The organism is Burkholderia gladioli (assembly GCF_000959725.1).
GTDB classification, from domain to species: Bacteria; Pseudomonadota; Gammaproteobacteria; order Burkholderiales; family Burkholderiaceae; genus Burkholderia; species Burkholderia gladioli.
In genome coordinates this window covers 2797017-2817520 of sequence record NZ_CP009323.1, presented here as the reverse complement: position 1 = coordinate 2817520, position 20504 = coordinate 2797017, and the positions used below count along the sequence as shown (strand labels likewise).

The window sequence follows — 20504 nt, the reverse complement described above, 5'->3', positions numbered from 1 at the left end:
GCGCGCCGAAGCGGCCCGCGAGCCGCGCCGTGGCGGGGTTTGGGCGAATCGGCCGGAGCGTGCCGGCCGCGCGTGCTCACATTTCGGCGGGTCGAGCCGCGCGTAGTCAGGCCGAAGGCCCGGCCGGCGCGGCAGCGGGCAGCAAACGCAATTCCCTCAGATAACCGAACACGGCGGCGCGCAGGCGCGTCTCGAGGCTGGCGATGTCCTGCTCGCCGCGCGCGCCGGCGCTATCGACCATGACGTGGATGATCTCGCCCAGATCGACGGCCGCGTGCGCGGCGCGAGCATCGCCCGCCGGCACCAGGCGCCGCAGGATCGCCGCCACCGGCGTGTCCATGCCGTCGCAGTCCACCGCGTCGCGCAGCGCGGGGCTCGCCTCCTGCTCGTCGAGCAGGCGCGCCAGCATCGGCCGCTGCAACTGCTGGCGCACGGCCGCGCCGATCAGCAGGCCGAGCGCCACCATGCCGTCGGGCTCCGCCATCGCCCGGTCCATGTCCTCGACGAAGCGCTGCGTCTCGCGCTGCATCAGGGCCACGGTCAGCGCGTCCTTGCCGGGGAAATACTGGTAGAGCGAGCCGATGCTGACGCCGGCCCGCTCGGCCACCGCATTGGTGTTGAAGCCCTCGATGCCGCGCGTCTCCAGCACCTGCGCGGCCGCCTCGACGATCGCGGCAACCGTCCCGGCCGCGCGCGGCTGGGTCGGGTTCTTGCGCGGTTGCAGGCGGGGACGGCGGGGACGGTCGGTCATCGGCGGGCGCGGGCTGGGACGGGATTCGCGCATTGTACAAAGGCGCGAGCGCCGGCGGGGTTGGAGGTGGGATTCGAGGCGGGTTCGAGGCGGGCTCAACGCGGGGTACGAGCGGGCACCGCTCAAGGCGGGCTCAAAGCGGATTCAAGACAGGCCCGGCGCCGGCCGCGCGGCGAATTCCGGCGCGCAACACCGTAGCCAGCCGGCGGCGCGCCGCCGCTCAGAGCTTGCCCAGGCGCTCGCGCATGGCCGCGGTGAGCCGCCGGCGCGCCGCCTCGTAGCCGTCCCAGGGATCGCGCCGCAGCGAGGCCAGCCGCTGCGGCACCTCGGCGATGGTCCATTGCGCGCCGCCGCGGGTACCGGGCAGTTCATCCCAATCGATCGGCACCGACACGCCCATCCCCGGCCGCGCCCGCGCCGACCAGGCCGCCACCGTGCTGGCGCCGCGCCCGTTGCGCAGGTAGTCGACGAAGATGCGGCCCTTGCGGTTCTGCGCGCCCATCTTCGCCGAGAAACGCTCCGGCGCGACGCCGGCCAGGTGCTGCGCCACCGCCTGCGAGAAATCGCGCGCCTGGTCCCAGGAAGCGTGGCGCGTGATCGGCACCACCAGGTGCAGGCCCTTGCCGCCGCTGGTCTTGCAGAAGCACGGCAGCCCCAGCGCGTCGAGCAGCGCGCGCAGCGCCTGGGCCGCCTCGATCATCGCGCGCCACGGCAAGGCCGGGTCGGGATCGAGGTCGAACACCAGCCGGTCGGGCCGCTCGATCCGGTCCACGCAGGCATTCCAGGTGTGGAATTCGAGGGCGTCGAACTGCGCGGCGCCGACCAGGGCCTCGCGATCGTCGAGCGTGATCAGCGCGTCGTGCCCGGGATCGAGGCCGGGGTGGCGCGTGACGAAACCCATGCCGCGCGGGCCCGCGTGCTTCTGGAAGAAAGACGGCCCGTCGATGCCCTTCATGTAGCGCACCAGCGACACCGGCCGTCCCGCGAGCTGCGGCAGCAGGTGCTCGGCGATCGCGGCGTAATAGCGGACCACGTCGATCTTGCGCAGGCCGCTCTCGGTATCGACCACGCGCTCGGGATGCGTGACGCGCACACCCGCCACCGTGGCGTCGTCGTTCCTGCCGGTGGCGTGGTTCGCGGCCTTGCCGCGCGAGCGCGAGCCCGTCGCCTGATGATCGGTCCTCATCCTGCCTCCTGTCGGTTGCCCGCCGGCGGGCGCGGCCGTTTCCCTGACGATCTGCCCGGCCGGCTTGTCCTCGCGCAAGCCGATGAAGGCAGCCTGCCGGACCAGGCCGTCGGCGGTCCAGCCCGCGAACTCGCATTCGGCCACCAGCCGCGGCTCGACCCAGTGCACCGCGTCGCCGCGTTCGGCCGGCGGCACCGCGAACGGCGCGTCGCTGCGTTCGATCTTTCGCAGCCTGGCCGCGATCGCGTCGAGCGCGCGCCGATCGAATCCGGTGCCGACGCGGCCGACATAAGCCAGGCCGCCGGCACGGCGACGCCCTTGCGCGGGCCGCTCGTGCACGCCGAGCAGCAGCGCGCCGAATCCGCTGCGGCTGCCGCGCGGCTCGCTGAAGCCGCCGATCACGAATTCCTGGCGCTGTCGGCACTTCAGCTTGATCCACGACGCGCTGCGCCCGGCGCGATAAGGGCTGTCGGCGCGCTTGCCGATCAGGCCTTCGAGGCCGGCCCGTGACGCCGCGGCGAGCAGCTCGGCCGGCTCGCCCTCGAGCGTCGGCGAAAGCTGCACGGCTTGCCTGCCCGCGCCGCCGAAGCAGGCCGCCAGCCGCTCGCGGCGCGTATCGAGTGGCAGGTCGGCCAGCGCCCGGCCATCGAGAAAGGGCAGGTCGAACACGAAGAACACGATGGCGGCGTCCTCGCCGGCCGACAGCGCCTGCTGCAGGGCCCCGAAATCGGGCAGGCCGCGCGCGTCGAGCACCACGGCCTCGGCGTCCAGCCAGGCGTTGTTCACCGGCAGGTCGGCGAGCGCGGCGCATTGCCGGCGGAATTTCGCGCTCCAGTCCTTGCCCTCGCGCGTGAACACCTGCACCGAGCGTCGGCGGCCGCGGCCGGCAATGCGGATCAGCACGCGATAGCCGTCGAACTTCATCTCGTAGCGCCAGTCCTCGCCCTCGGGCGGCGCGGCCACGAGCGTCGCCAATTGCGGCGCGAGCGTGGCCGGCAGCGCCTCGCGCCGGCCGGCGCGATCCGCCGCGCGCTTGCCGCGTGGCGGTGGTGCGCCGCGCTTCTCGGCATGCTTCTCTGCATGCTTCTCGCCATGCGTTTCGGCACGCTCGCCGGCACGCTTGGCCGCCGCCGTGGCCGGCTGCTTGCGCGCGGCCTTGATGCGCTCGCCGCCCGGCGAGCCCGCCTGCTCGTCGCGCGCCTTGATCAGCAGCCACGACGACTTGCCGTTGCGCTCGGGAAGGTGCGTGCGCACCAGCGACCAGCGTCCATGCAGACGATGGCCATCGAGTTCGAAACTGAGCTTGCCCTCGCGATAGCCGCGCCGCGCGCCGGCGATACCGCCATCGGGCCGCCAGACGCCCTGGTCGTCGATGCGCACGCTGCCCGCGCCGTAGTGGCCGGGCGGTATCTCGCCCTCGAAGCCGGCATAGTCGAGCGGGTGATCCTCGACATGCACCGCGAGCCGCTTCTCGGCCGGTTCGGTGCTCGGCCCCTTCGGCACCGCCCAGGACTTCAGCACGCCGTCGAGTTCGAGGCGGAAGTCGTAATGCAGGCGCCGCGCGTGATGCTCCTGCACCACGAAGTGCAGCTCGCGCTCGGGATCGTGGCGCGGGCGCGCCTGGGCGCCGCGCTTGCCGGCCGGTTCCGGGCTCGCGTCGAAGCGGCGTTTGCGCTGGTATTCGGCGAGCTTGCTGGCCATCGGTGGCGATCCTCCTCGTGCGTGCCTCAGGCGGCGCGCTTGTGGCCGGTGCCGGCCGCCGCGCCCTTGCGCGTCGCCGTCGACCCGCTGGCCTTCGCCTTGCGTTTCGCGCTACCGGCGGCGGTCGGCTTCGATTTCGAAGCGGTCGATTTCCCTGCCGCGGTGGGCTTGGCGGCCGACTTGCGCGCGGCGGCGCCCTTGGTCGCCTTCGCGGCCTTGGTGGCTTTGGTGACCTTAGCGGCCTTGCCGTTCCTCGCCGCGCCCGCCGCCTTGCCGGCGCGCTTGCGCGGCGCCGCCTCCTCTGCCTCGCCATCGCGAGCCGAGCCGCGGCGCGCTCCCCCGCCTCCGAGGCTGCGCCGCAGCAGCTCGGTCAGGTCGAGCACGTTCGAACCCGCCGTCGACGGCCGGGTCTCGTGCGGCGTCTCGATGGTCTTCGACTTGCCCGCCTTCACCTTGCGATCGACCAGGGCGAGGATGTCCTCGCGAAACGTGTCGTGGTACTCGTCGGGCTGCCAGTCGCCCGACATGTCCTCGATCAGCTTCCGCGCCATCTTGCGCTCCCTGGCGCTGAGGCCCTCGCCGCGTTCGCGCTTGCCGCCCACCCGCAGCTCGTCGAGCGGGCGCAACTCGTCCTGCCAGCGCAGCGTGTCGAGCGCGAGCACCGGGCCCACCGGGATCAGCGCGGCCAGGTGCTGCCGGTCGCGCATCACCACCAGCGCGATGCCGATCCGCCCGGTCTCGACCAGCGCGTCGCGCAGCAGCGCATAGACCTTCTCGCCATGGCGGTCGGGCACCAGGTAATAAGGCGTGTCGAGATAGAGGAAGGAGACGGCCGAGGCCTCCACGAAGGTGAGGATGTCGACGCTCTGCGTCGACTCGGGATTGGCCGCGCGGATCTCCTCGTCGCTGAGGACCACGTAGCGTTCCTTCTCGTATTCGTAGCCGCGCACGATGTCGTCGTGCGCGACCTCGCGGCCGGTGCGCTTGTTGACGCGCCGGTAGCCGATCGGGTCCATCGAGCGGCGATCGAGCATCCGGAACGAGGGCTTGACGGTGCGCGTGGCCGGTACCAGTTGCACTGGCACGTGGACCAGGCCGAAGCTGACCGCGCCCTTCCATATCATCGACGGCATGCACGGCTCCTGTTGGTGGTGGGATCGCGAACGCCGCGCCGGCCGCATCGCGATCGAGCATCGATACGACGCAAGCAATGCAAGCCGCGTGCCACACACTGGCGCGACACGCCTCGCTCGCCCGCTCCACCGCCGCCGGCCCGGGCCTACATCATCTTGCCGCGCGCGCGTGCAGCCTGCGCCGCGTCGGCCGCGGGCGCGCCGTCGCGCCCCGTCTCGGGCGGCGGCAGGACGGCCGGGAAATCCATCGCGGCGAGCCACATGCCGCGCGCCCATTCCCGGGTGCGATACAGACGATGATCCTCCTGCGCTGCCACCGCATCGTGCGCCTCCCTCAGTAAGCTGGCCGCGTCGCCGGACAGTTGCTCCGCCGCCCGGCCGATCAATTCCCAGTTCAGGTTCCGCTTGGTCTCGGCCAGCAGCACGCATTCGGCGGCGATGATCTGCGCGTCGGCCGGCGAGGCGTTGCGGCGCGCCAGCTCGATCACGTTGACCAGCGCCTTGCCAGTCTCGGCCACCGCCAGCCGGCCCGGCGTCTGGATCAGCTCGTCGAGCCCGAGGCCGCGGAAGATCGCGCGCAGCATGTCCTGGTGATGCAGGCTCTGCCGATGATGGCGCTCCCAGGTCTCGTGCAGGGCGGGATCGTGCACGCAGGACAGGGCCGCGCGATACACCTGGGCGCCGCCGAGTTCGGCTTCGAACGCCTGGTACAGCAATTCGTGCACGCCGCGATGTCTGGCCTTGCCGTGAAACATGATGCCCTCCGAAAAACAGTCACCGGCTCGCAAGGCGATGCCCGACCCGCCTGGCCCCGACTGCCGCAAGCCTCGTGCCGCCGACGCGCCGTGACGCGCCCGCGCCCTTCCACGCCGGCGCTCGCGGTCCCCGCCGGCCCGGCGCGAAAAAGCTGCATGCGCTTGTAAAAAGGTCAGAGCCCGGTGTGCCCGCGGTGGCAACCGGGCGGCGCACCGATGGCATGCGGATTGCGAATCGAAGCATGTTCGACCGGTTCGGATCGGTCCCCGTCGACGGCTTGCCGCGTCCCGCCGATCCGCCCCTTTCCGTTGCGGTGCAGCAGCCCGTCATGGGAGCCGCCCGCGCCCTTATCGAGGAACCGCGATGAAAACCGACACCCCAGCTTCGACCGATACGCCCAAGGAAGCGTCGAGCGGCCCCCCCAGCGGGCCGCTGGTCCGCTTCCACGGCCAGGCCCCGAGCGGCGAGCATCCGATCCCGGGCCACCGTTTCGAGGGCGTGGGCGTGCGCGCCACCGACGGCGCCGATGTCGGCCATGTCAGCGACGTGCTGCTCGACCTCGGCCATGGGCGTATCACGCACGTGCTGGTCACCACCGCCGAGGGCCATCCGGACCGCGTGATCGCGATCCCCTGGCAGGCGCTGTCCGTCGACACCGAAGGCCAGGGACTGGCCGTCGCGGCGACCGCCGAACGCGTGCTGGCCGCGCCGCCCTTCGACAAACAAGGCGGTTCCGCCGCGCAACACGAGGAATGGGTCGCCGCCGTCGACCGGCATTTCGGCAAGCCGGCCTGAAGGCATCGCCAGACGCATCGGCCGCCGGCATGCGTAACGCTGTCGGCCGATGCGAAGTCATGGCGTGCCGGGCCCCTGATGCGGGCCGGCACGGCTGCGCATCCACGCGCTTTCGAGCTTGCGTGCCGATGCCGCGGCGAATCGTGTAAGGTCGCTTTTTTTACCACCGCGAGACCGCCATGCCGGCATTCGAACCCGTGACCATCACCACCCGCCGGCTGCGTCTGCGCCCGATGCGCGAGGACGACTGGCGCGCCGGCTTCGCGCTGTGGTCCGATGCCGATGCGATGCGTTATTTCTCGTTCTCGCCGATGACCGATCCCGCCCAGGCGATCGAGCGCACCTCGCGCCTGGCGGCGCGCTCGGCCAATGGCGAGGATCTGGTGTGCGTGGTGGAGTTGCTGGCGACCGGCGAGCCGATCGGCGACTGCAGCCTGTTCGATCACGACGCGCAATGCCGCCGCGCGCAGATCGGCTTTTCGCTGCAACGTCGTTGCTGGCGCAACGGCTATATGACGGAGGCGGGATCGGCCCTGCTCGACCACGCTTTCGATACGGTGGGACTGCGCCGGCTCGAGGCCGACATCGATCCGCGCAACGAGGCTTCGGCGCGCGTGCTGGAACGGCTCGGCTTCGTGCGCGAGGGGGTGCTGCGCGAGCGCTGGCAGGTCGGCGACGACGTATCGGACAGCGCGATCTACGGCCTGCTCGCCAGGGACCCGCGGCCCGTCGCGGCCGCCACGCCCTCGCTGAGCGACCTGGCCGGCCGCTGAGCCGCGCGCCGTGCGGCCGCTCTTGCCGGCCGCCGAGCCCGTTTCCCGATCAACGATAGAACACGTAGCGAGCCAGGTAGGGCGTGCTGCCCTCCTGGTGCTCGCTGGCGCAAGGCGCGCTCGGCGCAAGGCCGCCGACGGTGTTCAGGCGCTGCACGTAGCGCACCTCGGCCAGCATCCCCGCGCCGCCGGTGCCATGCGTCTCCAGCAGCAGTTGCGGGATGCTGCCCGGCGTATCGCTGGGCTTCTGCGCCAGCACCCGGCCGACGACGCGGCTGCCGTCGCCGGCTTCCCAGGACGGCCCCGCGCCGTGCAGCACGACTTCCCTGCCGCTCGCGTCGTAGAGCATCGCCGAGGGACGCTTGAAGCTCCATCGCAGCTGATGCTGCGCATTGAACTCGCAACTGTAGATCTGCACGCCCGAGGCTTCGAGCGCCGCCAGTTGCTGGCCCGCGGGCGGCTCGATCGAGGCGCCCGCCACCGCCGGCGTGGCGCCGGCCGTCGGCGCCATCGCGCAGGCGCCGAGCGCGAGCATCGCCGCCGCGGCCAACAGCGCCGACGCGCCGGTTTTCAGGATTGGTTTCGACATCGCTGCTTCCTCAGGATCGCGCGTGCTCAGACGCGCTCGAAGTTCGCCGAGGCGAACGCCCAGTTCAGGTGACGCGAGACCGTCGCGACCAGGTAGTCGGGGCGGCGGTTCTGGTAATCGAGGTAGTAGGCGTGTTCCCAGACGTCGACCGTCAGCAACGGCGCCGCGCCGCGCGTGAAGGGCGTCTCGGCATTGCCGGTCTTGACCACCGCCAGCTCGCCGCCGTCCAGCACCAGCCAGCCCCAGCCGCTGCCGAACTGCGAGGCCGAGGTGGCCACCAGCGCCTTGGTGAGCGCCTCCATCGAGCCGAACTTGCGCTCGATCGCGGCCTTCAGCTTCTCGCTGGGCGCGCTCGCCTCGGGCGCCAGCGAGTTCCAGTAGAAGTTGTGGTTCCAGGCCTGGGCGGCGTTGTTGAATACGTCGGCCATCTCCGGCACGCCGTGCGACTGCATGATCACCTGCTCGAGCGAGGCCTGCTGCAGCGGCGTGCCGGCCAGCAGCTTGTGCAGGTTGTCGAAGTAGGCGCGGTGATGCTTGCCGTAATGAAAGCCGATGGTGCGCGCCGAGATGGTGGGCTCCAGCGCGTTCTCGGCATAGGGCAGCGGCGGCAGCGTCTGCGGCGAGCTGCCCAGGAAGGCCGGCACGGTGCGCAGCACCGGCGCGCCGGCGCCGGCCGTCTCGGCGCGCGACATCTCGACGAAGGCCACGCGTGACAGCGCGAGCCCGAGCGAGGCGAACGACAGACCGCCCAGCAGGCGGCGGCGCGAAAGATTCGAATTCAGCATGGCCAGGACCTCGTATGTGTGGGTTGAGCGCCGGGCGCGCCGGTTTGGCCTGCGGTGCGTCCGATACCCCCAGAACACCCGATCCCGTGCCGCTATTCCATCGGATCGGGCTGATTTTCGGTCTCGCCCGCCCGTTTCTTTACACCCCGCCGACGGCCCGAAACACGATGGAATAAATTCCGGCGCCTCGTGTTTTGCACTCGACGAACGCGTGTTCCGCAGCCGATGTCGGGGGACACGGTGGCCCGAAAGGCCCGCGCCGTCCTTGCGTCTGTCCGGCCGATTCGCGCCCGGCCGGACCGGTAGCCCAACTTATCCATCAGGAATCCATCATGAAAGTGAAACGCATTGCAGCCCTGGCCGCGCTGGCCGCCGTCACGGCCTTCACGCTCGCCGCATGCGGTGGCGGAGACGACAACAGCACCCCGCCCGCGAGCACCACCCCGCCGCCGCCGGCGCTGAAGACCCAGTTCAAGTCGACCACCCTGGTCTCGGACGGCAGCGCCACCGCCGCCAACATCGACCCGAACCTGAAGAACGGCTGGGGCATTGCGTTCAACCCGACCGGCGTGATGTGGGTGTCGGACAACAACACGCACCTGTCGACGCTCTATGACGGCAACGGCGTGCCGCAATCGCTGGTGGTGACGATCCCGGCGAACGCCGCCGGCACCGCCGCGGGCCCGACCGGCATCGTGTTCAACAAGACCGCCGCCGACTTCCAGATCAGCGCGAACGGCGGCGCGGCCAGCAATGCCGTGTTCATGTGGGCCACCGACGCCGGCACGATCGCCGCGTGGTCGCCCAAGGTGCTGCCGACCCAGGCCGTCAACGCCTATGACGACGGCGACGGCGGCGCGGTCTACAAGGGCCTCGCGATCGGCGTGAACGGCGGCGCCAACGTGATCTACGCGACCGACTTCCACAACAAGAAGGTCGACACCTTCGACCGCGCCTTCAACAAGATCCTGGTCGGCAAGTTCGTCGACCCGAACCTGCCGGCCGGCTTCTCGCCGTTCGGCATCGCGGCGATCGGCAATACCGTCTACGTCTCGTACGCGGTGCTCGGCAGCAACGGCAAGACCCAGGTCAACGGCGCGGGCAACGGCGTGGTCGACGCGTTCGACACGGCCGGCAACTTCGTCAAGCGCATCGCCACCGGCGGCACGCTGAACTCGCCGTGGGGCATGGTGATCGCGCCGTCGAACTTCGGCTCGGCCAGCAACGACCTGCTGGTCGGCAACTTCGGCGACGGCACCGTCGACGTGTTCGACCCGAACAGCAACGCGCTGATCGGCGCGCTGCCGAACCCGGACGGCTCGACCTTCAAGCAGGCCGGCATCTGGGGCATGTCGTTCGGCAACAATGCCGCCAACCAGCCGAGCAACACGCTGTTCTACGCGGCCGGCCCGACGCCGACCACCGGCGTCTACGGCCGCATCGACGTCACGCCGTGACCTGGGCGACGCGCCGGACCGCCCCCCATGCGGCGCGTCCGGCGCCACCTGGGCGGCATCGGCGCGCGCGCCTCGCGGCGCCGCCCGATGCCGCCCTCCCGCACGCGGCCCGGCGCCACGCCGGCCGGCCGCCGCGCGCGGTTTCCGTGTTCCTGTCCGCGCGCGGCGAGCCGCTGCGCGGGCGGCCACTTCGCGTCCCGCCCGGCCTACCCGCCGGCGCGGCGGCGCATCATGACGCCGTCGGCCGCCAGGCCGACGGCATCGCCACGGAGCCGGGCCCGCGACGGCGCGCCCCGCCTCCGGCTCCCAGCGGAGATTGACGCCGATGAGCAGTGCAGACTTGCCGAGCCTGCTTCCCGAGATGCTGCCGCGGCTGTGGGCCTTCGCCCTGCGCCTGGCCGGCGACCAGCACGACGCCGAGGACCTGGTGCAGCGCGCCTGCGTGCGCGCGCTCGAACGCGCCCACCAGTTGCAGCCCGATACCGCGCCGCTGAGCTGGATGTTCTCGATCGTCCACACCACCTGGCTCAACGAGCTGCGCTCGCGCGGCGTGCGCCGTCGCGCCAGCTTCGACTGGGACGACGACCTGATCGAGAACCTGCCCGATCCCTCGGGCCAGACGCCCGAATCGGCGCTGATGCACGAGCAGGTGATCGCCGCGGTCGAGCGGCTGCCCGAGGCGCAGCGCGTGGTGATGCTGCTGGTGGCCGTGGAAGGCCTCAGCTACCAGGAAGCGGCCGACGTGCTGGAGATTCCGATCGGCACCGTGATGAGCCGGCTGTCGCGCGCGCGCCAGGCGATCGGCGCGCGCTTCGCGCCGCGTCGCGCGCCGTCTCGCGCGGCCACCGCGCCCGGGGATACGCTGGCATGAAAGTCGACGAAACCCTGCTGATCGCCTATACCGACGGCACCCTGCCGCCCTCGCAATGGGCCGGCGTGGCCTCGCTGGTGGCCACCTCGGCCGAGGCCGCGCGCATCGTGCGCCTGCTGCGCGCCTCCAAGCTCGATTACCGCGCCGCGTTCGAGGCGCAGGCCTTGCCGCCGCTGCCCAGCGCGCTCGCGCTCGATCTCGACCGGCTGATCGACGCGCATCGCGATCGCGACGAAGCGCACGGCCCGGCGAGGGCTGTCGAGGCTTCACCGAATACCGCGCGAGAGGCGACCTCGCATGCCGCACCGCCGCCCTCGTCCCCGCCGCCGGCGCCGCGACTGCGCCCGCGCGCGCCGACCCTGCCCTGGCTGGCCGCCGCCTGCGTGGCCGGTGCCGTCTGCGCGGGCCTGCTGCTGCGCGCCGCCTCGGGCAATCCGGTGTCGCCATGGCTCGCCGCGGCGGTCGGCTACCAGCAGCTCTATACACGCGACACGCTCGAATACGCGAGGCTCGATGCGAACGAGGCGGCCGATGCGATCGCCGAGATTCGCGCGCGCGACCACCTCGACCTGCGCGTGCCCGACCTCAGCGAGGCAGGGCTGCAACTGCGCGCCGTGCAGCGCCTGGCATTCCGCGGCCGGCCGCTGATACAGCTGGTCTACCTGCCGCGTCGCGGCGGCCCGGTCGCGCTGTGCGTGATCGCCGAGTCGAAACCTGACCTGGCGGTCAGCGAACGTGCCATCAACCGGATGCGTGTGGTAACGTGGCGCCGCGCCGCGCTCGGCTATGCACTGATCGGTGCGCCGAACGACGCGCCCGGCGACGTCGACCTCGGCGCGCTGGGCCGGCGCCTCGCCGCGGAACCCGCTACGCCCGCGCCTGCCGCGTCCTCCGCGCCGGCCTCCGGCGAGCATGCGCCGCGAGGCCAGGCCGACTCGTGACGACGGCTAATAGAGAGAACGACGGAGCGAGCACCGGGGCAAACCCGGTGGCGAACGTGAACAAATGAAAAAAGTGGGCGCGATTCCAGAACAACGCCGCGCGCCGAGCTTATGCTTCACCGAAAATGCGGTGCCGATCGGACCGTCGGCACCCGGCATGGAACAGATCGATCCCTGCCCATTCGATTAGAACGACATAGATTGATGAAACCGGACGATATCCAGTTACTGGCTTACGTGGACGGCAAGCTGCCCTTGCCCGAGCGTGCCGCGATCGACCAGGCGATGCGGGCCTCGCCCGCGCTGGCCGGCCAGGTCGCGCTGCTGCGCGCCTCGGCGCTGCCCTACCGCGATGCCTTCGCCACCCAGGCCCTGCCGCCGATGCCGGCGGGCCTCGCGCACAAGCTCGAGCAGCTCGCGCGGGAGCACGCCGCGGCACCCGCCTTCACGGCCCCGCCCGGCGCCAACGACCCGGCCATCGCCGGGCACGGCGCCGGCTCCGCGCCGCCGCGCTCGCGCCTGCGCGTGGCACCGGCCTGGCTCGCGGTCGCCTTCGTGGCCGGCGCCTTCCTGTGCGGCGGCATCCTGCAGTTCGCGCCGGGCGCCGTCGGCCTCGACGCGCCGTTCGGCGCGGGCTCGGCCCCGCGCACCTGGATCGCCGCGGCAGCCGGCTATCAACAGCTCTATTCGCGCGACACGCTGGCCTCGGTGAACGCCGACCCGGCCGCGACGGCCAGCACGCTCGACGAAATCCGCCGAGTCGACGGCTTCGACATGACGATCCCCGACCTGCGCGCGGCCGGCCTTACGTTCAAGCGCGTGCAGCGGCTGCGCTTCGAGGGCCGCCCGCTGGTACAGATCGTCTACCTGCCCGAGCACGGCGCGCCGATCGCGCTGTGCGTGATGAAGGAGGCCAAGCCCGACCAGGCGATCGCCTCGCGCAGCATCGCGCAGATGGACGTGGTCAACTGGCGGCAGTCGACGCTCGCCTACGCGCTGATCGGCCAGCCCGGCGACGCCGACCTGGCCCTGATCGCGCAGCGCATCTCCGCGCCCGGCGCGGCGCCGCTCTATTCCGCGCTACCGGCGGCGGCCCCGGCGCACGCCGGCTGAAGCACGCCGCGAGATGGCGGGGCATCGGGCGTCGACGCGGCGCCCGATGCCCCGCCCTCGTTTACGTCACGCTTTCGAATTCCTATGATCAGTCCTGCGAAACAGGGCCCCGCTTACGTTCCTGACAAGCGGGGCGCCGCGCTCGCAACCCCCGGTAATACAAGCGTTCGACGCGGCCGCTGCGAGCCGCGCGAATCTATGCGCTAATGCATGAACCTGTCATGCACGCGCGAGCCGATCCGGCACCCAGGCCTCGCGCGACGTGACCGATGCCAGCCCGAGGCGATGGAATAAACCCCCGGCCGCGCGCGTTATGCAAGGGAGCGGACGAGAACTGCGTCCGCCCGGCTCCCTCAACGCAAACGACCCACCGACCACACCATGAAACTGATCCCGCACCGCGCCCTGCTGATCGCCTCGCTGAGCCTCCTCGGCCTCGGCGCCTCGCTGTCCGCCCACGCCGACACGCTGGCCGTGCACGCCACGCTGAACGCAGCCTCCGAAGTGCCGCCCAAGCAGAGCGACGGCCACGGCACGCTGACCGGCAGCTACGACACCAGCACCAAGGTGCTGAGCTGGCACGTGGTCTACTCGGACCTGACCGGCCCGGCCACCATGGCGCACTTCCACGGCCCGGCGCCGGTCGGCCAGAACGCCGGCGTGATGATCCCGATCGACATGAAGGACGTGCCGAGCCCGATCGACGGCCATGCCACGCTGAGCGCCACCCAGGAAGCCGGCCTGCTGGCCGGCAACTGGTACTTCAACGTGCACACGGCGAAGAACCCGGGCGGCGAGATCCGCGGCCAGGTTGCCGCCGACAAGCAGTAAGCCGGCCATGGCGACCGGCAGCCGCCGCGAGCGCGGCCCGGTCGCCCGGCCGCGACGCGCCCTGAACCGGCAGCGTCCCTGAACCCGGCCCCGACGTCCCCACCACGAGACCAGAACCGACATGAATTCACGTGCCCCGTCCCAGGCCAGCCCGGCCGCCGATGCGAGCCACAGCGTGCCGCGCTACACGCGCACGGCCATGGTGCTGCACTGGCTGATCGCGCTCGGCATCCTCTGCAACGTCGCGATCGCGCTGTCGGCCGACGCGATGCCCGATGCCTGGGTGCGGCCCGCGATCGACATCCACAAGTCGATCGGCATCACCGTGCTGGGCCTGGCGATCCTGCGCCTGCTGTGGCGCGTCTCGCATCGCCCGCCCTCGCTGCCGGCCTGGTTCCGCCGCTGGGAACTGCGCGCCGCGCATGTCGCCCATATCCTGCTCTACGTGCTGATGTTCACGCTGCCGATCACCGGCTGGCTGCACGACTCGGCCTGGAACGGCGCGGCCACGCATCCGATGTCGCTCTACTACGTGATCCCCTGGTTCCGCCTCGGCTTCATCGAGAGCCTGCCGCCGGCGGTGAAGGATCATCTGCACGACCTGTTCGGCGCGATGCACACCTGGGCCGCCTACGCGCTGTACGTGGTGCTGGCCATGCATATCCTCGGCGCGCTCAAGCACGAGCTGTTCGATCGCGAGTCGGTCCTGCGCCGGATGCTGCCGTGAGCTGCCCTCCTTCCACCCTCGTCCGGGAGCCCCGCATGGACCGTCCGTCGAACCCGCCGCGGCGCCCCGCCGCCGGCAGCGGCAGCCACGGCACCATCGCGGCCGCGCGCGAAGCGCTCGAGCAGGCCCGCACCCGCATGTCGCCGCGCCTCACGCCGCGCGGCACCACGCTGGCCAGCGTGCTGATCCACGGCACCGCGATCGCCGTGTGGGTGCTGCTGCTCACGCGCGCCCTGGTGCCGGGCCTGGTGTCCTGGTCAGTGGGCATCGCCTACGTGATCTACGACACGCTGCTGCTGTCCTTCGTGGCCTTCAAGATCCTGCCGCTGGCCGGCCCGATCTCGCGCCTGCATGCGCCGGCCAGGCCCGCGCCCGGCGCTCGCCAGCCGAGCCTCGGCGTGGTGGTGGCCGCCTACAACGAGGCCAGCGTGATCAAGGTGACGCTCGACGGCCTGTTCTCGCAGAGCGAGCCGCTGCAGCAGATCATCTTCGCCGACGACGGCTCGACCGACGACACGATCGGCGTGCTGACCCGCCAATACGGGCTGGTGCAGGCCCCCGATGGCGAGCTGAGCGCGCCCAGCACGACCCACCCGAACCTGCGCTGGCTACGCGTGCCGCACGGCGGCAAGGCCGCCGCGCTCAATGCCGCGCTGCTGCACATCGAGACCGACGCGGTGATGACGGTGGACGCCGACACGCGCCTGGCACGCGACGCCTGCGCCGCGATGCGCCGCGCCTTCGCGGCCGAGCCGGCGCTGGTGGCCGCCACCGGCATCCTCACGCCGATCTGCGCGCGCACCCTGTCGGGCCGCTTCTTCCAGTGGTTCCAGACCTACGAGTACATCCGCAACTTCATCTCGCGCTTCGCCTGGATGCGCGCCGACAGCCTGCTGCTGATCTCGGGCGCGTTCGCCTGCTTCCGCCTCGACGCGCTGCTCAAGGTGGGCGGCTTCGACGGCGAGTGCCTCGTGGAGGACTACGAACTGATCCACCGGCTGCGCCGCTACGCGGTCGAGCACGGCGAGACCTGGCGCGTGCGCGTGATCGGCGACGCCCATGCGCACACCGACGCGCCCGGCACGCTGCGCAGCTTCCTGCGCCAGCGCCGCCGCTGGTTCGCGGGCTTCCTGCAGACCCAGTACTGGAACCGCGACATGACCGGCAACCGCCGCTACGGCCAGCTCGGCATGCTGATGCTGCCGGTCAAGGCGCTCGACACGCTGCAGCCGATCTACGGCCTGACCGCCATCGCGCTGCTGTTCGTGTTCCTCGTCGAGCACCGCTTCCATGTGGCGCTGTCGATCTCGGGCGTGATCGCGGCCAAGATCGTGATCGACTTCGCCTTCCATCTCTGGTCGATCCATCTCTATCGCCGCTGGACCGGCTATCGCGAGCAATCGAGCCTGGCCATCGCCTTCGTCGCCTCGGTGCTGGAGCCCTTCAGCTTCCAGGTGCTGCGCCATACCGGCGCCGCGCTCGGCTGGGTGCACTTCCTGCGCGGCAACCAGCGCTGGGGCGCCCAGGAGCGCACCGGCCTGGTCGGCGACGGCAACTGAGCCCGGCGCGCTTCAGAGCGGCTTGATCATGAAGTAGCGCGAGGTGCCGGCCGGCTGGCAGGGCACCTCGCCGAACACGCGAAAGCCGTGCTTCTCGTAGAAGCGCGGCGCCTGGAACGAAATCGTGTAGAGCACGGCGTTGTCGCAGCCGCGCCGTCTCGCCTCCTCCTGCGCACGGGCCAGCAGTTCGCTGCCCACCCCGCCGCGCCGCAGCGTCTCCGGCAAATACAGCATGTCGATGAAGCACACGCCCAGCGAGGTGCGTCCCGACAGGCCGCCCAGCACTTCGCCGGTGGCCGGGTCGCTGACCACCAGGTCGAGCGGCGTGTTGTCGGGCTGGCCCGAATTGAGGTTGTTGTAGTCGTCGAGCTTGCGCGCGAGCAGCTCGCGCGCGGCCTCGTGCTTGCCTTCGGCGAGCTGGATCGAATAGGCGGCTTGGGTGGTCATCGGTTCGGGCGGATCGGTGGCGAAGCTGGCGCGGCAACAGCAAGCGCGGAAAAAAACGAGCGCACATGGTGCCACGGCGCGGCGGCCCTGCCTATGCCACGCGCGCTCGATGCCGGCGCGCCGTCGCCACCTCGACGGAATCGATGCGATCGCACCGCCCCTGCCTGTCGTCACGAACCTCCGGCCGCTCAGGCCGACAAGCTCAGCAGCCCCGGCGCGCAATCGAAGTCGAGCGCGCGCGTCGCCTCGCTCATGTAGTCGACGAACACGCGGATCCGCGTGGGCAGGTGCTTGCGGCTCGGATAGCAGAGATAGTGGCCGCGATCCTCGTCGGCGAAGGCCCCCAGGCAGGCCAGCAGCCGTCCCTCGCGCAAGGCCTCGCAGGCCAGGTAGGCCGGCAGTTGCGCCAGCCCCTCGCCGTCCAGGGCCGCCTGCATCGCCAGCTCGGGATCGTTGAAGCCGTGGCGCGCCTCGGGCACGACGCGGCGCACGCCGCCCTCGACGCGAAACGTCCAGGCCTCGACCGAACCCGCCGCGCCGCGCAGGCCGATGCAGCGATGCGCGGTGAGTTCGACGAGCTCGCGCGGCAGGCCGTGACGGCTCGCATAAGCGGGCGAGGCGCAGACCAGCAGGCGCATCGGCATCAGCCGCCGGGCGATCAGTTGGCTGTCCTCCAGGATGCCGTCGCGAAACGCCACGTCGATGCGCCCGGCGGCGAAATCGGGCGGCCCGTCGTGCAGCAGCAGGTCGAGCGCGATCTCGGGATAGCGCTCGCGAAAGCCGCGCAGCAGCGGCGCCACCACGCGCCGGCCGAAGCCGCTGGCCGCGCGGATTCGCAAGGCGCCGCGCGGCGGCCCGCTGCGCAGCTCGCGCATCTCGTCGAGCGCCTGCGCGATCTGCTCGATGCCAGGGCGGCAATGCTCGTAGAACAACTGCCCCTCGCGCGTGAGCTGGGTGCAGCGCGTGGTGCGCAACAGCAGGCGCGCGTCGAGCTGGGCCTCGAGCTTCTGCACGTTGCGGCTGACCGCCGAGCGGCCGATGCCGAGCCGCTCGCCGGCCTTCGCGAAACTCCCTTCGGCCGCCACCGCGAGGAAGGCGATCACGCCCGTGTAGCTGGTGGCGAAGCTGGCGGCGAAAACGTCGTCGCCGCCCGGGCGGGCGGCGGCGCGATGATCGGGAAACAGGGACATGGCTGGCTCGAACAGGGTTGCGGATCACCACAAGACGTCCGGCGCGCGCATGTTGTGACAGCGCTTCGCGTTTTTTCACCGGGCCGCCCGCGCGAGCCGGCAAGCCCGCTCAGGACAGGTTCGCCTTGTCGAGCCCATAGGCCTTGTCGGCCGAGCCGGGCACGGTGCGAAAGCCGACGTTGAGACGGTTCCAGGCATTGATCGCCATCACCGCGAAGCTCAGGTCCGACAATTCCGCCTCGGAGAATTGCGTGCGCACGCGCTCGTAGATCTCGTCGGGCACGCCCGGCTCGGGCAGGCGCGTGAGCACCTCGGTCCAGGCCAGCGCGGCCCGCTCGCGCGGCGCGAACAGCGTCGACTCGCGCCAGATCGCCAGGTGATGCAGGCGCAGCGCGCGCTCGCCATGCAGGCTCGCTTCCTTGACGTGCATGTCGACACAGAAGCCGCAGCCGTTCAATTGCGAGGCGCGGATCGAGACGAGATCGAGGATGGCTCGCTCGATCGTGCTGTCGTGCAGCAGGTTGCTGAACTCGATCAGCTTGTGGAACAGCTTGGGGGATTGGCGCGAGGCGTCGATACGTTGGGACATGAGGGCACTCCATGAAGGGTGGATGGCGGCCGCGCGGCCCCGGCCCGATCACCGGATCCGGCCGCGCGCCGGACTGAACCCATGCTAGGAGCGAGCGGCCCGGCGCGGAAGCCGCGCGGCGGGCTCACGCCGTTGCCGCGCGCGCACCAATCGCCGTGCATCGATCGCCACGCATCACTCTGCGCGCGTCAGGGAGCCGGCGCCCAGCCGTCACCGCCGCCGGCCTCGCCACGCGCGGCCGCGATCCGCGCCAGCTTGTCGGGATTGCGCTGCACCAGGATGCGCCGGATGCGTTCGCCGTCGGTCTCGTAGGTTTGCGCCGATTCGAGCCGGCCGTCGATGAAGCGCAGCAGCGCCCACTGGCCGTTGAGCACGGCGAGCTCGGCGCGCACCGCGCCCGGGAAGCGCCGCGCGCCCGCGTAGAAAAGCTGCGCGATGCGCCGAGCGCCGACCATCGGCCAGGGAAAGCTCGGCACCCGGCCGCCGCCGTCGCCGATCAGCACCGCATCCTCGGCCAGCAGCGCCTGCAGCGCCGCGAAGTCGCCGCTCTCGAGCGCGCGCGCGAAACCCGTCAGCAACTGACGATGCCGCGCCGGCGAGACGGCAAAGCGCGGCCGCGCCTCGCGCAACTGCGTGCGGGCGCGGCTCACCAACTGGCGGCAGGCCGCCTCGCTCTTGCCGATCGCGCTGGCCACCTCGTCGTAGCCGGCGTCGAACACCTCGCGCAGCAGGAAGGCCGCGCGCGCCTCCGGCGTCAGGCGTTCTAGCAGCATCAGGAAGGCCACCGAGAGATCGTCGGCACGCTCGGCGAGCTGGTCGGGCGTGGCCGGTGCCTCGGACAGCGCGGGCTCGGGCAGCCAGAAGCCGCTGTAGTGCTCGCGCTGGACCTTGGCCGCGCGCAGCCGGTCGATCGCGATGCGGGTGGTGACCGACACCAGCCAGGCCTCGGCATTGTCGATCTCCTCGCGATTCGCGCCGTGCCAGCGCAGCCAGACGTCCTGCACCACGTCCTCGGCCTCGGCCACCGAGGCCAGCATGCGATAGGCGATGCCGTGCAGGCGCGGACGCAGGCGGTCGAAGCGGCGTATCGCATTGCCGGCGTCGCCGGCTTCGTCGCCGTCGCTGCTGTCGCCGGAGGCGGGATCGTTCGCGGCGGCTGGGGTTCGAATCATGATGGTCGGCCCGTGTAGAGAGGGCGGGATCGAGACATCGCCGCCTCCCGGCCCGGGCGGAAGCGCGGCGGACACGGCCCGCACGGCCGTGACCTTCGCCAGACGTTCGAGGCGACCCGTTTGTGACGGCCGTCGTCGAATTTTTCGCGCTGCCCGATTTGCGCCCGAATCTCGCTGAGTCAGCGCTCAACCAGCGCTCAACCAGCGCTCAACCAGCGCTCAACCAGCGCTCAACCGGCGATCCTGCAGCGATGATCCTGCATCTCCTCGGCCGGCACGCCGAGCAGCGCATTGCCCGTGGCCGCCAGCACCAGGAAGCGTCGCGCGTCGAGCTTGACCAGCGCCACGCCGGTATAGGCCAGCGGCTCGTGCTCGGCGGCCAGCTTCTCGCGCACCAGGGCGAAGGGATCGGTATGCGCCAGATCGGCCGCGTCGATCTTCCTGGCCATGTAGCTGTGCCAGCCGATGCGCCCCGGCAGCGCGAACCAGTCATCGCCCAGCTTGTCGGGTTCGAGCGTGTCGAGCATCGCGCGCACCTTCGGCTCGAGACAGGAGATATGGATATGCAGCTGGTTCTGCGTGCGCGCGTTCTCGGCATTCACGGTCAGCGCGATGTCGGTCTCGCGCAGCGGCTTGCCGAGCTTCTCGGCCAGCAGCGCGCGCGCCTGCCAGGCATACCAGAAGTAGTTGGGCGTGCCGGGCGCGGCCAGGCGGGGATCCTCGATGCCGGTGATGCGCTCGCTCGGCAGCAGCAGGTATTGATAGGGATCGCGGTCGACCTTGTAGAGCACGTAGCCGTGCGCGGTATCGACGAAGGCGCAGGGGCTGTAGCTTTCGCGGGCCTGGTAGTTCGGCAGGCACTGGCCGCTGATGCGTTTCCAGAGGATGTCGTGATCGACGGCCAGCGCCTCGCGCGCGGCCAGCAGCATGGCGAGGATCGGCAGCAGACGCAGGCAGGAACGGAACGAGGCGTGCATGGTTCGGGGCGCAAGCGGATCGAAGGCCGCACGCGATGGCTCGCGCGCGGGGACGGCCCGGCGATTGTCCATCGTCGCGTCGCGCGCGACAAGCGCCGGCGCGGGCCGCTTCGCCCCGCGAAGCACCGGCCCGGCACTCGCCCGGCACGCGCGGGCAGGCG

General features: G+C 71.2%; 20 protein-coding genes. 9 read left to right on the top strand and 11 right to left on the bottom strand.

What is annotated here, in order from left to right; all coding sequences use genetic code 11:
- Nucleotides 1–106: 106 nt before the first annotated feature.
- The 4 genes from BM43_RS29575 to BM43_RS29560 all read right to left on the bottom strand — a co-directional run bounded on the left by BM43_RS29575 (nt 107) and on the right by BM43_RS29560 (nt 5526).
- Complete coding sequence (locus BM43_RS29575; protein WP_036052131.1) at nt 107–751, bottom strand: TetR/AcrR family transcriptional regulator; 645 nt, start codon at nt 749–751, stop codon at nt 107–109.
- A gap of 220 nt (nt 752–971) precedes the next feature.
- The gene (gene ligD / locus BM43_RS29570) at nt 972–3638 is read right to left on the bottom strand and encodes a DNA ligase D (RefSeq protein WP_036052133.1); all 2667 of its coding nucleotides are present in this window, start codon (nt 3636–3638) and stop codon (nt 972–974) included.
- 26 nt (nt 3639–3664) lie between these two features.
- Nucleotides 3665–4771: a non-homologous end joining protein Ku gene (gene ku, locus BM43_RS29565; RefSeq protein ID WP_036052135.1), complete on the bottom strand. Its 1107-nt coding sequence runs from the start codon at nt 4769–4771 to the stop codon at nt 3665–3667.
- A gap of 146 nt (nt 4772–4917) precedes the next feature.
- The gene (locus BM43_RS29560) at nt 4918–5526 is read right to left on the bottom strand and encodes a hypothetical protein (RefSeq protein WP_036052136.1); all 609 of its coding nucleotides are present in this window, start codon (nt 5524–5526) and stop codon (nt 4918–4920) included.
- Nucleotides 5527–5890: 364 nt separating this feature from the next.
- On the opposite strand from BM43_RS29560, the gene BM43_RS29555 reads away from it, so the two are divergent.
- Nucleotides 5891–6322, top strand: coding sequence for a PRC-barrel domain-containing protein (locus BM43_RS29555; protein ID WP_036052138.1), 432 nt, complete (start codon nt 5891–5893; stop codon nt 6320–6322).
- Nucleotides 6323–6501: 179 nt separating this feature from the next.
- Nucleotides 6502–7095: a GNAT family N-acetyltransferase gene (locus tag BM43_RS29550; protein WP_036052140.1), complete on the top strand. Its 594-nt coding sequence runs from the start codon at nt 6502–6504 to the stop codon at nt 7093–7095.
- Nucleotides 7096–7144: 49 nt separating this feature from the next.
- On the opposite strand, the gene BM43_RS29545 is transcribed toward BM43_RS29550, so the two are convergent.
- Both BM43_RS29545 and BM43_RS29540 read right to left on the bottom strand, forming a co-directional pair.
- The gene (locus tag BM43_RS29545; protein ID WP_036052141.1) at nt 7145–7684 is read right to left on the bottom strand and encodes a DUF3455 domain-containing protein; all 540 of its coding nucleotides are present in this window, start codon (nt 7682–7684) and stop codon (nt 7145–7147) included.
- Nucleotides 7685–7710: 26 nt separating this feature from the next.
- Entirely contained in the window at nt 7711–8316 is a 606-nt protein-coding gene (locus tag BM43_RS29540; RefSeq protein WP_185767469.1) for a superoxide dismutase, read from the bottom strand.
- A gap of 485 nt (nt 8317–8801) precedes the next feature.
- On the opposite strand from BM43_RS29540, the gene BM43_RS29535 reads away from it, so the two are divergent.
- The 7 genes from BM43_RS29535 (at nt 8802) to BM43_RS29505 (ending at nt 15968) form a co-directional block, all read left to right on the top strand.
- A complete protein-coding gene (locus tag BM43_RS29535; protein WP_036052145.1) occupies nt 8802–9926 on the top strand; it encodes a TIGR03118 family protein in 1125 nt (374 codons plus the stop codon).
- Between the two features lie 325 nt (nt 9927–10251).
- Complete coding sequence (locus tag BM43_RS29530) at nt 10252–10797, top strand: RNA polymerase sigma factor (protein WP_036052147.1); 546 nt, start codon at nt 10252–10254, stop codon at nt 10795–10797.
- A complete protein-coding gene (locus BM43_RS29525) occupies nt 10794–11738 on the top strand; it encodes a hypothetical protein (protein ID WP_052409169.1) in 945 nt (314 codons plus the stop codon). The genes BM43_RS29530 and BM43_RS29525 overlap by 4 nt, the downstream gene beginning before the upstream one ends.
- Nucleotides 11739–11942: 204 nt before the next feature.
- Nucleotides 11943–12851: an anti-sigma factor gene (locus BM43_RS29520; RefSeq protein WP_036029898.1), complete on the top strand. Its 909-nt coding sequence runs from the start codon at nt 11943–11945 to the stop codon at nt 12849–12851.
- Nucleotides 12852–13232: 381 nt separating this feature from the next.
- Complete coding sequence (locus tag BM43_RS29515; RefSeq protein ID WP_013697258.1) at nt 13233–13682, top strand: CHRD domain-containing protein; 450 nt, start codon at nt 13233–13235, stop codon at nt 13680–13682.
- A gap of 121 nt (nt 13683–13803) precedes the next feature.
- Complete coding sequence (locus BM43_RS29510; RefSeq protein ID WP_036052149.1) at nt 13804–14409, top strand: cytochrome b; 606 nt, start codon at nt 13804–13806, stop codon at nt 14407–14409.
- 35 nt (nt 14410–14444) lie between these two features.
- Nucleotides 14445–15968 carry a glycosyltransferase family 2 protein gene (locus tag BM43_RS29505; protein WP_013697256.1) on the top strand — a complete coding sequence of 508 codons (1524 nt, stop codon included), beginning with the start codon at nt 14445–14447 and terminating at the stop codon, nt 15966–15968.
- Between the two features lie 12 nt (nt 15969–15980).
- Here BM43_RS29505 and BM43_RS29500 read toward each other — a convergent pair whose 3' ends face one another.
- The 5 genes from BM43_RS29500 to BM43_RS29480 form a co-directional block, all read right to left on the bottom strand.
- Entirely contained in the window at nt 15981–16415 is a 435-nt protein-coding gene (locus BM43_RS29500) for a GNAT family N-acetyltransferase (RefSeq protein ID WP_013697255.1), read from the bottom strand.
- Between the two features lie 188 nt (nt 16416–16603).
- On the bottom strand, nt 16604–17605 hold the full coding sequence (locus tag BM43_RS29495) for a LysR family transcriptional regulator (protein WP_013697254.1): 1002 nt from the start codon (nt 17603–17605) through the stop codon (nt 16604–16606).
- A gap of 109 nt (nt 17606–17714) precedes the next feature.
- Nucleotides 17715–18194 (bottom strand): carboxymuconolactone decarboxylase family protein, encoded by a 480-nt coding sequence (locus BM43_RS29490; protein WP_036052151.1) that lies wholly within the window; start codon nt 18192–18194, stop codon nt 17715–17717.
- Between the two features lie 188 nt (nt 18195–18382).
- A complete protein-coding gene (locus BM43_RS29485; protein ID WP_080742102.1) occupies nt 18383–19366 on the bottom strand; it encodes an RNA polymerase sigma-70 factor in 984 nt (327 codons plus the stop codon).
- Between the two features lie 230 nt (nt 19367–19596).
- Nucleotides 19597–20343: a CDP-diacylglycerol diphosphatase gene (locus BM43_RS29480; protein WP_036052153.1), complete on the bottom strand. Its 747-nt coding sequence runs from the start codon at nt 20341–20343 to the stop codon at nt 19597–19599.
- Nucleotides 20344–20504 lie beyond the last annotated feature (161 nt).

Coding starts and splice junctions, on each gene's coding strand:
- ligD (WP_036052133.1), bottom strand. CDS start 3,638: ATGGCCAGCAAGCTCGCCGAATACCAGCGCAAACGCCGCTTCGACGCG.
- BM43_RS29555 (WP_036052138.1), top strand. CDS start 5,891: ATGAAAACCGACACCCCAGCTTCGACCGATACGCCCAAGGAAGCGTCG.
- BM43_RS29575 (WP_036052131.1), bottom strand. CDS start 751: ATGACCGACCGTCCCCGCCGTCCCCGCCTGCAACCGCGCAAGAACCCG.
- BM43_RS29515 (WP_013697258.1), top strand. CDS start 13,233: ATGAAACTGATCCCGCACCGCGCCCTGCTGATCGCCTCGCTGAGCCTC.
- BM43_RS29490 (WP_036052151.1), bottom strand. CDS start 18,194: ATGTCCCAACGTATCGACGCCTCGCGCCAATCCCCCAAGCTGTTCCAC.
- BM43_RS29510 (WP_036052149.1), top strand. CDS start 13,804: ATGAATTCACGTGCCCCGTCCCAGGCCAGCCCGGCCGCCGATGCGAGC.
- BM43_RS29535 (WP_036052145.1), top strand. CDS start 8,802: ATGAAAGTGAAACGCATTGCAGCCCTGGCCGCGCTGGCCGCCGTCACG.
- BM43_RS29495 (WP_013697254.1), bottom strand. CDS start 17,605: ATGTCCCTGTTTCCCGATCATCGCGCCGCCGCCCGCCCGGGCGGCGAC.
- BM43_RS29485 (WP_080742102.1), bottom strand. CDS start 19,366: ATGATTCGAACCCCAGCCGCCGCGAACGATCCCGCCTCCGGCGACAGC.
- BM43_RS29505 (WP_013697256.1), top strand. CDS start 14,445: ATGGACCGTCCGTCGAACCCGCCGCGGCGCCCCGCCGCCGGCAGCGGC.
- BM43_RS29530 (WP_036052147.1), top strand. CDS start 10,252: ATGAGCAGTGCAGACTTGCCGAGCCTGCTTCCCGAGATGCTGCCGCGG.
- BM43_RS29480 (WP_036052153.1), bottom strand. CDS start 20,343: ATGCACGCCTCGTTCCGTTCCTGCCTGCGTCTGCTGCCGATCCTCGCC.
- BM43_RS29500 (WP_013697255.1), bottom strand. CDS start 16,415: ATGACCACCCAAGCCGCCTATTCGATCCAGCTCGCCGAAGGCAAGCAC.
- ku (WP_036052135.1), bottom strand. CDS start 4,771: ATGCCGTCGATGATATGGAAGGGCGCGGTCAGCTTCGGCCTGGTCCAC.
- BM43_RS29545 (WP_036052141.1), bottom strand. CDS start 7,684: ATGTCGAAACCAATCCTGAAAACCGGCGCGTCGGCGCTGTTGGCCGCG.
- BM43_RS29550 (WP_036052140.1), top strand. CDS start 6,502: ATGCCGGCATTCGAACCCGTGACCATCACCACCCGCCGGCTGCGTCTG.
- BM43_RS29560 (WP_036052136.1), bottom strand. CDS start 5,526: ATGTTTCACGGCAAGGCCAGACATCGCGGCGTGCACGAATTGCTGTAC.
- BM43_RS29520 (WP_036029898.1), top strand. CDS start 11,943: ATGAAACCGGACGATATCCAGTTACTGGCTTACGTGGACGGCAAGCTG.
- BM43_RS29525 (WP_052409169.1), top strand. CDS start 10,794: ATGAAAGTCGACGAAACCCTGCTGATCGCCTATACCGACGGCACCCTG.